We start from the raw sequence: 14,082 nt of genomic DNA on the forward strand, positions 1-14,082 counted from the left end.
TCATATTCAATTGAATTAATATTTAAAAAGGAAGGCATCGCTACCTTCCTTTTCCATTAAATTATTTACAAAAACAATCTTCATCAATAATCTACAAGTAAAATTAAATTTACTAAAAAATAACCATTTATTGAATTCAATTGGTGCAATTGATAACCAAACCATTAAGCACTCAACTTTAGGTAAATGAAATAATTTAATATTGGTTTTTTATTATGCTTTTTCAGAATAATCTAAATCTACAGAGAATGTTTCTTTTAATTGTGACAAAGCCAACAATGAAATTATAGATAATAAAGATCCTACGACCATTCCTGATTTGATAATATCTCCTTCAAAAATCGAATCTCTGAAATACGAATAAATCAAGATGATCAACGGAAGCGAACCTCTCACAAAATTTGGTGCCGTTGTGGTAACAGTTGCTCTAATATTGGTTCCAAATTGTTCTGCCGCGATGGTTACAAACAAAACCCAGTAACCAACAGAAACTCCCATTAAAAGACAAAGAAAATAAAACACATTTGTCGAAATTGCAGAAACATTCAGATAAACAAACACCATTAACAGATTGAAAGCCAAAAACCAATACATCACTTTTTTCTGCTTTTCAGCCACTGACTCAAAAGTCCGCTGGCAATATCTCCAAAAACCAATCCCGCATAACAAAATGCAATGGCTTTTCCGGCCTCAATAGTTTCGGCTTGCTGAATGTTTAATGCTTTTGCAAATTCTGGCGAAAACGTAATCAATACACCAACCAAAAACCACAAAGGCATTCCGATCAAAATACAGTTTATATACTTGAAAAATCGCTTTCTATTGGTAAACAAGGACAAAAAATCACCAGTCTTTTCATTCTCTTCCTGGACTCTTTTAAAAATTCCTGATTCTGTAATGCTGATTCTTAAAAACAATAATAAGATTCCTAAAACGCCACCTGCATAATAACACAAACGCCAGTCTTGAAAAACTTCATAAATGATATATGCGGCAACTGCTCCCGAAACTCCAACCGAAGCTACAATCATGGTTCCGTAACCACGTTTTTCCTTTGGCAAAGATTCTGCTACAAGCGTAATTCCGGCGCCTAATTCTCCGGCAAGTCCAATTCCGGCAATCAATCTCCAAAAAGCGTATGCATCAATTGTATGAACCATTCCGTTCGCAATATTGGCAACAGAATAAATCAGAATAGAGCCAAACAAAACTGAAATTCTTCCTTTTTTGTCTCCTAGAATTCCCCACAGAATTCCTCCAAACAACATTCCGAACATCTGCATGCTGATGAGATATTCACCTTGATTTCGAATGGCATCGCCGGTAATTCCTAAGTCTTTTAGACTATCTGTTCGGACAATTCCGAATAATAAAAGATCGTATATATCAACAAAATAACCTAAAGCGACTACAATAACAGCGGCATTTAAAATTGACTTTGATTCTTTGGCTTGGAGCTTTGAAAAGAATTTCATAATTGGTTTTGGTTTGATAGTGTTTCGTAGTAAATATAAAAATTAATGAGCAATCCAGATATCTTCAATTTCTTCAAGAGATTTTCCTGTGGTTTCAGGAACATAAAAACGTGTTATCAAAAGATATGGAATACACATTACTGCAAAAATCCAAAATGAAATTGCCGGACTTAATGATTCTAATAATACAGGTGTCAATTGCCCGATAAGATATGAACCTATCCAAAGCGAGAAACCTGCCATTGACATTGCCAATCCACGTACTTTTACTGGATACATTTCTGAAATCAACACCCAGATTACCACACAAATTGAAATCGCGCAGAAGAAAATATAACCAATAATTAGATAAAGCAGAATATTTGGATTATTGAAACTTAAATAGAAATAAGCGCCAATGGCAATAAGCATGGCAAACATTCCGGTTACACCAATATAAACCAATTGTTTTCTTCCAATTTTATCCACAAGATACATTCCTAAAACCGTAGATAATACGTTTACAACACCAATTACAATTTGGAAATCTAATGAACCTTGAGATGCCATTCCTGCTTCTTTAAAAATTATTGGTCCATAATAGAAAATCACATTTACTCCCATGAATTGTCCTAAAATAGCCAAACTCATCCCGATAAATAAAGCTGTTCTATAACCTGGTTGAAATAATATTCTCCAGTCTGTTTTTTCTTTATTTAAAAGTGATTTTTGGTTGTTTTCAATTTGTTCTTTGGCTTCTGCTCGCACCAAACAATTGCGTTAACGTTTTTTCGGTCGCGACCAAATTATTCTTCGAAATCTGCCATCTCGGGCTTTCTGGAATAAAGAAGATGATTATGAAAAATAAAAGAGACGGAACACCGCATAATCCCAACATTCCTCTCCAATATTCTGTCTGGAAAATAACTGTTGCCCATTGCGCTTCAAAATGGCCTGAAGTTGCCCAAGCCAAAACTTTAGCATTCGCAAAATACGAAGCCACAATACCAATCGTAATTGCCAACTGATAAAGTGTTACCAAAGTTCCTCTAAAACGTGCCGGCGAAACTTCAGAAATATATAAGGGAGAAACAATTGAAGCAACTCCGATTCCCATCCCGCCAAGGATTCTTGCCCAGATTAACATTTCAAAACTCGAAACAAACATACATCCAACTGCCGAAGTTGTAAAAAGCGCAGTACCAAAAGCATAGTCCATTTACGCCCTAAAAGATCGGCGATTTTGCCTGCAAAAGCCACTCCGATAATAGAACCTATCAAAGCGCAACCAACGTACCAGCCCACCGATACATTGTCAAGTGAAAACTGTTTGGTTACTTGCTCTATGGTTCCAGAAATAACAGCGACATCATATCCGAAAAGAAATCCTCCTATAGCACCAATAATCGACAGGAAAATTATATACTTAATATTCTCTTTTTGATTCATTTTTTATTTGTGATTAAAATTTTAAGACTTTATTATTTGATACCAAAATACTCTTTGTATCTGTCGTACAAATGTCCTGCCTGCAAATAAGCAGATTGCGGACTCATAAAGTGCGAAAATTCAAAAGTGATTCCTTTTTGGTATCCTGCTCTTTGTGCGACTTCTAATTTTAATCTCAATTTTTCAAATTTGATAGGGAAAAATTTGATTGGCATATCTCTGTCAAAAGTCTCTGCATTTGTCCAACATTCTAAACCATATTTATCACCTAATTTTTTATTTACTGAAAAGAAAGCATCTAATTCATCATAATCAATATGTCCATCTTGAAAAGCGCAAGCATCAACCGCACCTTTGATTCCGTCGAAAATTTCACCCCATTCCTTTTCGTGTTCCTGAACTGAAACTGCATCTTCTCTAGAAAGTTTTCCTGAAGCCGCCATTACTGCTTTTTTGCCATCAATCCAAGGTGACATAAAGGTTGGCAAACCTCCAGAAACATCTTTACACAACTGACCTAAAGTTCTGAATGATTCGATAGCTCCTTTCGTTTTACGACTAATTTCGCCGCTTAAATACCAGCCAGCGAAACTTTTATAATGTCCGTATTTTTTCCAAACTTCTTCGATCACAAATTTATTTGCTTCGATTTCAGTCGTCATATCTCCCGTATCCCAATAAACACCAGAATCATATAATCCGAAATAAAACTTCATTTTATGCTTGTCAGCCAAACGTAAATACATATCCAAAAGATCAACTCCAGGCTTATAACAGCCTCTTTTATTGATTAAATAATCTGACGGATATGTAATGAATTTTCTATAACCCGAACGAATCATAATTACGGTATCAATCCCAATGGCTTTCATGTGGGCAAAATCTTGATCCCATTCTTTTTCTCCCCAATTTTGATGCGGAATATCATGTGAAATTTCGTCAAGGAAAGTTCCTGTAATTCGTAATGCATTTCCTTTTGGAACCAATAATTCTGGACGATCTTGTGTAATTAATGCTGGTCTTTCTTCAGTTTTTATAGCTGAAGCACTTTCAAAAGAACTCAACAAAGGAATACTCATTGCAGATGCCGCACCTAATCCTAATTGGTTTAAAAAATCTCTTCTGGTTTTCATTTTTTATGTTTTTATAGCTTAGTAGTTATTTTTTGAATTTTATCTGGAACCAAAAATATCAATTGATTCTCCACTTTCACCAAAAGTGCTCAAATTAAAGTAACTTTTGGCAGGACATTGCATATCTGTAAAGCGTTTCGTATGCATTGGCGCTTTTACTATATTTCCGTTTACAGAACGAAACAGGAAAGTTTCAACCCACTTTGCGCCCGTTACTTTTGCTGTAGTCGGTTGTGCTGGTTTTCCTTCATTTGCTACTTGATCAATGGCATTTACACGTTTGTACTGTGCCATAAATGTTGGATCATAACCATCAACATCAAATATTTGTTCGTATTTTTTTCCGGCACCTTCAACAATAAATTTTAGTTTTTTCGATTCTATCAACTGGATGCTGATGGTAACCGTTTCTCCTGGATACCAGTAATACGCAGGTTCTGCAGGTGCATTCATGTAAAGTGCCGTCTGTCCCGATTTATATCCTGTACGTCGCAAAAACGGACGAAATGCTTTGTGCTCTTTACTTACTGTGCCATCTGCTTCACGGATTACTTCCCAAGTCAATCCAATATCTGTTTCCTGTTCATCTGAATTTCCGCCTAAATATATTGAGGCATTGTCCAAATATGCTCCAGGCTTGTTAGGATTTGTTCGAGAAGGATCATAAGTCAAAACAGGCAATACGACCGTTCCTCCAATTCCCAACCAATAATCTTTACTGGAATAGGCTTTTCTGTAATAAGCTCCCGCAAAACAAGGGCTTGAGGGCGCAGGTAATATTTCTTTTTCAAATTTGGTTTTAATTTGTTCTTCAATGCTTGTTTTTACAGTTGGTTTTGACTGTGAATTGCTTTCAGAACAACCAGCTAGAAAAAATAAGGCTGAAAGTGTGTATAATGGAATTAAACAGCTTTTTTTCATGGTTATTTAATGGTATTAGTTAATTGAAATTTCGTCAACAAATAAAAATGTCGGCTGTCCCGCAGAGTAATGCCATTCCGGAATTTTCTCAAAAATTGGAGCCTTAATTTTAATAAATCGTGCGTCTTGTTTGGCAAAAAGAGCTTTTAAATTTGTAATTTTTGGTCCATCCTCTTTTTGAGCGATTTTTAAATCTTGAGTGTGAACCTCTTTAAAATTTATTCCGTCGGTTGAAATTAAAACCTGAAATTGTTTTGGTCCAAAAATCCAATCGTTTGGAGAGGTAAAACTATTCATAGTAACTTCTGAAATTTGTTGAACTGATTTCAAGTCAATAGTTGCTTCAAAATCATCTTTGTAAAGTGCGATCCAGTCTCCTGTGCTAAAAACTGTTGTTCCAGTTCTTCCGTCAACCAAAGTTTTTCCGCCATTAAAACGATAACGGTCAACAGGCTCATTTTTCAAAACAATAGGTTTTGCAGTCGCTTTGTTGAAATCAAACTTTTTGGTAAAAACTTTGCTTTTGTAATTCTCTGAAACAACCGCCGCTTTTACGGTTACAGCGTTATTAATAATTATACTTTCTGAATATTTTTTACTTTGCAAAGTCGGTTCTGAACCATCCAAAGTATAATAAATAGGCGATTTGCTTGATGTTTTTAGGTTTAAAATCAATTGACCATTTTCTGTATCAACTTTGTATTCTGGTGAAACTTCTAAAATATGTTTCGCATAATTGTAGTTTAGTTTATCATAGATTTTTAAGAAATCAGATAATCGATTTAAGAAATCTCCGTAATTCTTTTTATCTGCATTTGTCCAGACTACTTCGCTTAAAGCGGCAAGCCTTGGCAAAACCATATATTCTGTTTGTGCATCGCTGTCGATATATTCTCTCCAAAGATTTGCCTGCGCACCAATAACGAGTTTTCTTTCATCTTCAGTCAATCCATCTGGAATTGGTTCGAAGGAATACACGCGCTCTAAATTTGTAAAACCGCCAATTGCCAAAGGTTCAGAAGTGGCATCTGTACTTTGATAATAATCAAAATAAACATGCGAACTTGGCGTCATAATCGCTTTATGCCCTTGCTTAACTGCTTCTACTCCTGCCTGAGCACTTCTCCAAGACATTATAGTGGCATTTGGAGCAATTCCTCCTTCGAGTATTTCATCCCAGCCTATTACTTGTTTTCCTTTTGCATTCAAAAATTTTTCGATTCTGGACATGCAATAACTCTGTAATTTTTCTTCAGCCGAATGTTTGCTGTCTTTTTGCAACCCTAATTCGGCGATTTTTGCTTGACATTTAGGACATTTTTCCCATCTCTTTTTTGGGCATTCATCACCTCCAATATGGAAATATTTTGAAGGAAAGAGCGGAATCAATTCGGTAAAAACGCCTTCTAAAAAAGTAAAAGTCTTTTCATTTCCGAGACAAAGAACATCATCTGAAACTCCCCATTTTTTGTACACTTCATAACCTTCTCCAACACAGCCAAGTTCTGGATAAGATGCCAAAGCGGCGACCATATGACCTGGCAAATCAATTTCGGGAATAATCGTAATGAAGCGTTTTTGTGCATAGGCTACAATTTCTTTAATTTGTTCTTGGGTATAAAATCCACTATGAGGTTTTCCGTCATAAACTCCCACTTGTTTTCCTACCTGTGTTTCTGTTCTTACGGATCCTATTTCAGTTAATTTTGGATATTTTTTGATTTCGACGCGCCATCCTTGATCATCGGTCAAATGCCAATGAAATGTATTGATATTGTGCAAAGCCAACAGATCAATATATTTTTTCACAAATGCTACTGATGCGAAATGACGCGCAACATCTAAATGCATACCGCGGTAAGCAAATCTTGGATAATCTGTAATTTCAACAGCAGGAAGTTCAATTTGTGATTTAGTTTCATTTTCGAGCAAAACTTTACGCAAAAGTCGCACTCCATAAAAAGTTCCAGCGCTGGATGCTCCGTTTATTAGAATTTGATTTTGATTAACTGCGAAAGTGTATGCTTCTTTATTATCATTTTTGAAATTATCCTGCAAAACAATCCCATTTTTCTTTGGACTTTCCACTGAAATTTCAATTTTTAATCCTTTAGCAATCTGAATGTATTCTGATAAAAAAACAGCAATCTGCTTTAAATTGTCATTCTTTTTTGGATAAAATATTTTTGATTCCGTATTGAGAATAAAAGACTTTCCTTCAACTTCTTTTATAGATTGAGCCAAAGGAATTGTCCTGTAAATATCATACTGACTTTCCTGCGCTGAAAGCGAGAAAATTCCAAAAAGAAGAACAATATAAATAATATACTTTTTCATGTTTAAATATATTTTATGAATTAAAACATACTGCTAACTTTTTTGCCACAGATTAAAAAGATTGAAAGGATTTTTTCTCCCGCAGATTTGGCAAATCAAGCAGATTTTTTCTAATCTTTTTAATCCTGTTGATCTGTGGCTATATTTTATCTGCAGATCTGCTAAATCTGCGAGAAAAATTTTTAGCCCACAGATTTGGCAGATTGAGCGGATTCTTATTTAGTTTTTAGCAATCTTACTCGTCATCTTAAAAACTAATTCTCCTCCATAAGCAATTTGATTATGACTGAAGAAAAGCGAATTCAATTTCTTCCCATTCAAAGAAACCGATTCAACATATTTATTTGATGCACTGTTGTTTATCGTTTTAATAATTAGCTTTTTACCATTTTCAAGTTCAATAGTTGCTTTATCAAAAAGAGGTCTTGAAATCGTATAAGTTGGATCTCCAGGCGCAACTTGATAAAAGCCAATTGCATTCAAAATATACCATGAGGACATTTGTCCGCAATCTTCATTTCCGCTTAAACCATCGGGAGCATTTCTGTATTGCTCTTTCATGATTTTATCGGCCAATTCTTGAGTTTTGAAAGGCTTGTTGATATAATTATAAAAATAAATAATATGATGGCTTGGCTCATTTCCATGTGCATATTGTCCAATTAATCCAGAAATATCAGCAGATGCATCTGCTCCCTCCAATTTTGCAGTTGTATTAAAAAGAGCGTCTAGATTTTTTTCAAAAGATGATTTTCCTCCCATCAAATCAATTAATCCGTTTACATCTTGTGGCACAAACCAAGTCCACTGCCAAGCATTTCCTTCGCAATACGGACTGTTCATATGATCTGAAAACGAAGGATTAAATGGCCCGATAAAATTTCCGTTGCTGTCTAAGGCACGCATGAAACCAGTTTCTTTGTCGTAGTATTTTTTGTAACGCATTCCACGTTCTGAAAGCCATTTATAATCTTCTGTTTTTCCCATATCTTTTGCTACTTGAGCCAAAGCCCAATCATTGTAAGCATATTCTAAACCTCTTGAAGTGGCAAAAATCACATCTTTATCGGCAGGAATAAATCCCATTTCTTGATTGTATTTTTTTCCTTTTGTCATCAACCATTCCCAAATAGCAGGGTGATTTACTTTTACTCCTGTTGTATCATAAGGGATTGAACGCATCATGGCTTTATAGGCCAATTCTGTATCATAACCGCGTATGTTTTTGGTATAAGCATCTGCAATTAAAGATGTCGAATGTGCCCCGATCATTGTTCCTGTATAATTGGTCGCCAAATCCCACATTGGCAACAAACCACCTTGCTGGTACTTTATCAAAAGTGAATTGATAAATTCATTTGTTTTAGAAGGCGTAATCAAATCGATCAAAGGCATTTGTGCTCTATACGTATCCCAAAGTGAGAATACCGTGTAATACGTTCCAGAATCAAGTGTATGAATTTTTAAATCTTGTCCTCTATATCTTTTATCTGGATCTGAATATGTTGACGGATGAATAAATGCGTGATACAATCCGGTATAGAAAATCGTTTTCTGCTCATCTGTTCCTCCTTCAATTTTAATTTTTTCAAGCTGGTTTTTCCATAATGCTACCGCCTGCTGTTTCGTTTTATCAAAATCCCAATGCGGAATTTCAGCATCTAGATTTTGCAAAGCCCCTTTTTCATCAACTGGAGAAATCCCAACTTTTGCTTTTACTTCTTTCGGATTTTCAAAATATAAAACCGCTTTGATATGATCTGCATTTAGCTGTTTGCCAGAAACAATTTTACTATCCTTGTACAATTCAATTTTAAAAGGTTTATTGAATTTCGCATGAAAATAAACATAATCTCTTTTTGACCAGCCTTCAGTCAATCTCATTCCTCTAATTTCGGTATCGCTGACAATTTCTATAGAAGATTCCAAAACCTTTTGATTGTTCAGATTATGATGCAAATCGATAATAATTCCGGCTTTTTCCGAAGGAAATTTATATTCGTGAAATCCCGCTCTTGTTGATGCTGTCATAGAAGCTTTTATGCCATTATCAAAATTCACTGTATAAAAACCTGCCGAAGCTTTTTCATTTTTATGCGAAAAATTTAACGGATAATATTCTTTTAGATTACCGTTTTCCGATTGCAGTTTACCCGTAAAAGGCGTAAAAAGTACATCGGCAAAATCGGTCATTCCGGTACCGCTCAAATGTCTGTGCGAAAATCCTAAAATACTGGTATCTTCTGTATAATAACCACTGCAAGCATCCCAGCCCTGCGTTCTCGTGTCTGGACTCAGTTGCACCATCCCGAAAGGAACTACTGCTCCAGGAAAAGTATGTCCGTGCCCGCCGGTTCCAATAAACGGATTTACATATTGGGTAACGTCATTTATTTTGTCCTTTTTGCCTGATGAAATAAACAAACAGGCTAAGATTAAAACTGGGATTAATTTTTTCATTATAATTTTGTGTTTATGCTTTTTTCAAATTTTATCCAATCAGATTCCTGTAATTCCAAAACATACGCGTAACCTTTTTCAGTATTGGATTTTTGCCAAATATCAACTAATTTTTGCTGATCACTTTGGGTTAAATTACCATTTTCATTCCAAATTTCCTTGGTACACAAACAGCCCATTGAAGGTGTCTGTCCGTAGAAAATCTGATTTTTATATATTTCTTGATCTATGGTTGTTCCATGAAAATGAATTTCACCTCTTCCTGCTTTTCCTGCCCAAAAAGTTTGCTGGATACTTAAATTTGAATGCAGTTTCTTTGGGAAAAATTTCAGATAATCTTCCAAAAGAAAATCCTTTTTATCATCATTATAAAAAACCGAAGCATCACATTCAAAAGGCAAAAAAGTAACAAAACTCAAAGTCGGTCCTATAAAAACATTTTCTGACTTGGCAAGACTTTCAATTTTAAATAAACCTGTCGGCGTATTTCCGTTTGTAATGTACATTGGCAAATTAGTAGCACTTCTTGCCAATTGATCGACAAGAATAACTTTTCCGTTTTCTTTTACTAAAAAACCATTTTCATTCTGAACAAAAACTTTTCCTGGCAAATCTCTGTTTGTGTGTTGAATGGAGTATAAAAATTTCTCTTTTTTAGCGAGCATTAAACTTTATCAACTCCATCAAATCAGCGATTGAAATTGGTTTGTAATCTGATTTCAATTCGTTTCGTAAAGCCTGCATCACAGGGCTATTATCATTAACAAACTTAGTTTGTAAAAGCTGTTTTACCTCTTTATTATTTTGTGCTAAATAATGTAGTGATGTTGCAAAAATTGAAGCGTTTTCAGTTTCATTTTCTGCAATATCAGTCATTTCTAAAACAAATTCATTTGGAAAACAAGCAAAAGCTGATTCAAAAACTTTCTTTAAATCACGTTTTGATAGTTGTTTATAATCTGATAATGCCTTTTTTAGGACTTTAAAATTCTGTTCTGAATTATCTATCACGAAAGCAGTTGCCCACGCGTAGCTGTTCCAGTTTATGTTTTTATTGAAATTTAAATAAGCCGTCGCTTCCTGATTGATTATGGAATCCTTTAGTTTTACTAGTAACTTTTCTCTCGATTCTTTTTTAGCAAAAGCAAAAGATTGATGTTGTGCAAAACCAGCCATGCTCATTAAGAAAATGAGTGCAAAAAATAATATGGTATTTTTTTTGGCGCATATCTAAATTTTTCTCTGCTTGATTTTTATGTAAATACTACTGCCAAAATTCATTTCTGGCAGTAGTATTTTTTAATTATTTTGAAGCGTATTTAGTTGTAAAATATTCAGAATTGTATTTTAATCCTTCAAAAAAGAAGAATATTTCTCCGTTTACATAATTGTTTCTGTTCTCGTTCACCATTTGCTCTACAAACTGATTAGTAGCATTATAGGTTCCAGATTGAATCAGAACTCCAGCAAACAATTTTGAGCGATCCGCACTATTCTTAACATAAGAAACTTGTGATTTTAATGTTTGTGAATAAGTCGCAAAATCATAACGATAAATCTGCGGAATTACATAATCGCAATATTTTTTATCCAACCAAGTTGGCCAATCCTGCAAATAATTATCTTTTGCCCAAGGATGCACACTTGGCGCCATTGAAACAATTACAGTAGGTTTAGCGGCTTTTACAGCTTTGTATAAATCCCCTAAAAATTCAGTCAATTTATTAGCCCTCCAATCTTGCCATGCTTGCGTCTTTTTCATTTGTTGGCGGATTAACACCTTTTTCAGTTTTATAAAGCTGTACTGTATAGTCGTCATATCCACCAGCAATTGGCATTGCTGGAAGTCTGTCGTCACCTTGAATTCCGTCAACATCATATTTCTTCACAACTTCTAAAATCAATGATTTCATGAAATTTTGAACATCCGGATTTATTCCGTTCATCCATTCAAAACCATTTGACGAAACCAATAAATTTTTGGAAGCATCTTTAGCGACCCATCGCGGATATTTTTTCAAAATCACGCCACCTTGCTGTCCGTTTGAAGCCGCAAAACCATATTCAAACCAAGCGTGAACTTTTATTTTTTCTTTATGTGCTTCGGTAACCATTTCCAATAATGGATCTCTTCCTTCATAGCCTTCCATGATTGAAATACCGAATTCTTTATTCATGATTTCACTTGGATAAAGCGTTCTTCCTTTGTTCCAAACCACCACATAAATATCTGTAATATTTGATTTTTTGCAGGTCTGTACCGTTTCTTTAATGGCATTTAACGAACCCAAAGCCGTTGAAGCTACGTTGGTAACCCAAACACCTTTCATGGCTTTTCCTGTTTGAACTGGATTGTTTGGATAAACTCTCGGCGGTTCTTCGCTATTGCACGCAAAAAATAATACGGCAAGAGATAAGATTAATAACTTTTTCATTTTTATTGTTTTTAAAGGAGATTTTCTTTTTTCAAAAAAAATCTCCCAAATCTTTATTTTTCTAATTTGTAAACTGCTAATCTATCATTAGTTCCATAATACAATACATGCAATTTGCCGTTTATTACTGCAAAGTCAGCATCTATAGTATTATTAGCATTTGAAACTGCGGCTCCAGTAACTTCTAAAATTGGACTTTCAAGAGCGGCTGTACTTGCTGTAGTATAATCAACTAATCTGAAAACATGTTTACCGCCCACAAATGCTACATAAGCAATGTATTTTCTTCCTTTGTAAACAATTGTTTTACAATCTGTTGTTACAGAACCAGAAGTTGTTTTAAAAGTTTCAGAGAAAGAACCACTCATCAAATTGATTCCGCTATATGCTGTTCCTGTCGAAGCTCCAACAAATCCTGTATCATCTGGCTGAACACTATAGTAGAAACCAGTTCCTGAGTAAGGGAATGATTGCTGTGTTGGTGTTGGGTTTAAAACCCCATTAACTACTTTCCAGATTAATACATTTGTTTTTTGTGCCAAAGGAACTGTAATTGTAGCATTTCCATCCAATGATCCCGAGATGCTGATACCAGCACTTCTTGGCGCGAATGTTAAGCCTAAACTGTTTTGAGAATACGTAATGTAGTTCGTTGGCGCCGCATCTGAAATAGAATTCCATTTGATGATTGATAAAGTCGTTGCCGCCTCCAGCACCTGCTCCCAGCTGTACTCCAAGGATTTTTCCGTTGTCATCTGTAGCAAGTTTTCTAATACCAGTAACTGCTCCACCGTCGAAGTTTGTACCTGTTTTCGCAAGTCCGTTCAAGTAGTTTCCTGACAAGTCGTAAGCATTAATACCTAATACAGCTGTTTGCCCTGCATTCATTGCATTTGTTGCAATTACGATATTGTTTCCGCTGAATCCTGCAGATGAACCTGCATTTGCCGCAAAACCAAAATCAGCATGAGATTTTTCCAAAATTGGATTTGATTTAATCAAAGGATTTTTGACTGTGAATTCACGCTCAATTCCATCAGTTCCTGTTATTTTAACTTTAAATCCAGCTAATGTATTCACATTTGTTCCTTTGAAAGCAGGATCAATTGTATTTCCAAAAGAAGCATTGATTACAACCGTTGCATCAGAGAAACTAGTTAAATAAGGAACTACTGGTTGTACAATGTTTTTAGCCGCATCAACTACAATAATTTCAGAAGTTAAATCTCCATTGATTATCATACTGTTGATTTTTGCAGGACCAACAGCTTCAGATGTAAATACTACATCATATTTATAAACTGTTACGCCGTCAACTCCAAGTACTTCTAAACTAAAAGGTGCTTTACTTGGCAGATTAAAACTATAATCTTTTGTTGATCCGTTTACATAATTTTTTAATGTTCCGTTTGAGAATTCATAGGTAACTGCCAAATTAGTAATGTCTGTTCCAACTGGAACTTGAACAATTATAGATGTTTTTCCAAAGAAGATTTTATCTTTTGCAATTGGAAGTCCAACAACACTTAAATTAGTCAATTTTGGAGGTGATTGTACTATAAGTTTCCAAACACTATTTTCACCGTCTTGACCCGAAATAGAAACATCTACCGGTTTGCTCAAATCACGATTAACATTGTTTTCTGGGCTTACAACAGTACCATTAGCAACTAATATTTCTGTTTTAACATCTTTAAGATTAGTACCGGCAGGCAATACAACCTTTGCCTCGTTCGCATCATTTTCTGCAATGTTGTATAAAACATTATTCAATTTAACGGCTACAATCTTCGCCGATTGATAGCCGCGCTCGTCTTTAAAACTATCATCACACGAGGACAATAGCGACAGACTCATAAGCAAATAAAATATTTTTTTCATTTTCTATCTTTA

At 35.0% G+C, this 14,082-nt stretch carries 12 protein-coding genes and 1 pseudogene; all 13 read right to left on the reverse strand.

Features of this window, described 5'->3' with window-relative positions:
* Positions 1-213: 213 nt before the first annotated feature.
* Entirely contained in the window at positions 214-597 is a 384-nt protein-coding gene (locus ACQ9BO_RS17655; protein WP_431241787.1) for a hypothetical protein, read from the reverse strand.
* A complete protein-coding gene (locus ACQ9BO_RS17660; RefSeq protein ID WP_431241788.1) occupies positions 594-1,475 on the reverse strand; it encodes an MFS transporter in 882 nt (293 codons plus the stop codon). Before ACQ9BO_RS17660 ends, ACQ9BO_RS17655 begins: the two co-directional genes overlap by 4 nt.
* Before the next feature lie 42 nt (positions 1,476-1,517).
* Positions 1,518-2,903 (reverse strand): annotated as a pseudogene (locus tag ACQ9BO_RS17665) (sugar porter family MFS transporter).
* A gap of 32 nt (positions 2,904-2,935) precedes the next feature.
* Positions 2,936-4,036, reverse strand: a complete 1,101-nt coding sequence (locus tag ACQ9BO_RS17670) for a DUF4434 domain-containing protein (protein ID WP_431241789.1) — start codon at positions 4,034-4,036, stop codon at positions 2,936-2,938.
* Positions 4,037-4,075: 39 nt separating this feature from the next.
* Positions 4,076-4,957: a hypothetical protein gene (locus ACQ9BO_RS17675; protein WP_431241790.1), complete on the reverse strand. Its 882-nt coding sequence runs from the start codon at positions 4,955-4,957 to the stop codon at positions 4,076-4,078.
* Positions 4,958-4,972: 15 nt separating this feature from the next.
* Positions 4,973-7,294, reverse strand: a complete 2,322-nt coding sequence (locus ACQ9BO_RS17680) for a glycoside hydrolase family 20 protein (RefSeq protein WP_431241791.1) — start codon at positions 7,292-7,294, stop codon at positions 4,973-4,975.
* Between the two features lie 219 nt (positions 7,295-7,513).
* Positions 7,514-9,754: a GH92 family glycosyl hydrolase gene (locus ACQ9BO_RS17685; RefSeq protein ID WP_431241792.1), complete on the reverse strand. Its 2,241-nt coding sequence runs from the start codon at positions 9,752-9,754 to the stop codon at positions 7,514-7,516.
* Positions 9,754-10,419, reverse strand: coding sequence for a hypothetical protein (locus tag ACQ9BO_RS17690; protein ID WP_431241793.1), 666 nt, complete (start codon positions 10,417-10,419; stop codon positions 9,754-9,756). The genes ACQ9BO_RS17685 and ACQ9BO_RS17690 overlap by 1 nt, the downstream gene beginning before the upstream one ends.
* Complete coding sequence (locus ACQ9BO_RS17695; protein ID WP_431241794.1) at positions 10,409-10,936, reverse strand: hypothetical protein; 528 nt, start codon at positions 10,934-10,936, stop codon at positions 10,409-10,411. The genes ACQ9BO_RS17690 and ACQ9BO_RS17695 overlap by 11 nt, the downstream gene beginning before the upstream one ends.
* A 121-nt stretch (positions 10,937-11,057) precedes the next feature.
* Positions 11,058-11,516, reverse strand: coding sequence for a family 10 glycosylhydrolase (locus ACQ9BO_RS17700; RefSeq protein WP_431241795.1), 459 nt, complete (start codon positions 11,514-11,516; stop codon positions 11,058-11,060).
* Positions 11,479-12,189, reverse strand: a complete 711-nt coding sequence (locus ACQ9BO_RS17705) for a glycoside hydrolase family 10 protein (RefSeq protein WP_431241796.1) — start codon at positions 12,187-12,189, stop codon at positions 11,479-11,481. The genes ACQ9BO_RS17700 and ACQ9BO_RS17705 overlap by 38 nt, the downstream gene beginning before the upstream one ends.
* A 53-nt stretch (positions 12,190-12,242) precedes the next feature.
* Positions 12,243-12,731, reverse strand: a complete 489-nt coding sequence (locus ACQ9BO_RS17710) for a hypothetical protein (protein ID WP_431241797.1) — start codon at positions 12,729-12,731, stop codon at positions 12,243-12,245.
* Positions 12,691-14,070 (reverse strand): hypothetical protein, encoded by a 1,380-nt coding sequence (locus tag ACQ9BO_RS17715; protein ID WP_431241798.1) that lies wholly within the window; start codon positions 14,068-14,070, stop codon positions 12,691-12,693. The genes ACQ9BO_RS17710 and ACQ9BO_RS17715 overlap by 41 nt, the downstream gene beginning before the upstream one ends.
* Between the last annotated feature and the right edge of the window lie 12 nt (positions 14,071-14,082).

Origin of the sequence: Flavobacterium sp. P21 (assembly GCF_050632225.1) — a bacterium.
Lineage (GTDB): Bacteria > Bacteroidota > Bacteroidia > Flavobacteriales > Flavobacteriaceae > Flavobacterium.

Excerpts from the sequence above, each read along its gene's own strand:
- ACQ9BO_RS17700 (WP_431241795.1), bottom strand. The coding sequence starts at position 11,516 with ATGAAAAAGACGCAAGCATGGCAAGATTGGAGGGCTAATAAATTGACT.
- ACQ9BO_RS17705 (WP_431241796.1), bottom strand. The coding sequence starts at position 12,189 with ATGAAAAAGTTATTAATCTTATCTCTTGCCGTATTATTTTTTGCGTGC.
- ACQ9BO_RS17685 (WP_431241792.1), bottom strand. The coding sequence starts at position 9,754 with ATGAAAAAATTAATCCCAGTTTTAATCTTAGCCTGTTTGTTTATTTCA.
- ACQ9BO_RS17675 (WP_431241790.1), bottom strand. The coding sequence starts at position 4,957 with ATGAAAAAAAGCTGTTTAATTCCATTATACACACTTTCAGCCTTATTT.
- ACQ9BO_RS17660 (WP_431241788.1), bottom strand. The coding sequence starts at position 1,475 with ATGAAATTCTTTTCAAAGCTCCAAGCCAAAGAATCAAAGTCAATTTTA.
- ACQ9BO_RS17680 (WP_431241791.1), bottom strand. The coding sequence starts at position 7,294 with ATGAAAAAGTATATTATTTATATTGTTCTTCTTTTTGGAATTTTCTCG.
- ACQ9BO_RS17695 (WP_431241794.1), bottom strand. The coding sequence starts at position 10,936 with ATGAGCATGGCTGGTTTTGCACAACATCAATCTTTTGCTTTTGCTAAA.
- ACQ9BO_RS17670 (WP_431241789.1), bottom strand. The coding sequence starts at position 4,036 with ATGAAAACCAGAAGAGATTTTTTAAACCAATTAGGATTAGGTGCGGCA.
- ACQ9BO_RS17715 (WP_431241798.1), bottom strand. The coding sequence starts at position 14,070 with ATGAAAAAAATATTTTATTTGCTTATGAGTCTGTCGCTATTGTCCTCG.
- ACQ9BO_RS17690 (WP_431241793.1), bottom strand. The coding sequence starts at position 10,419 with ATGCTCGCTAAAAAAGAGAAATTTTTATACTCCATTCAACACACAAAC.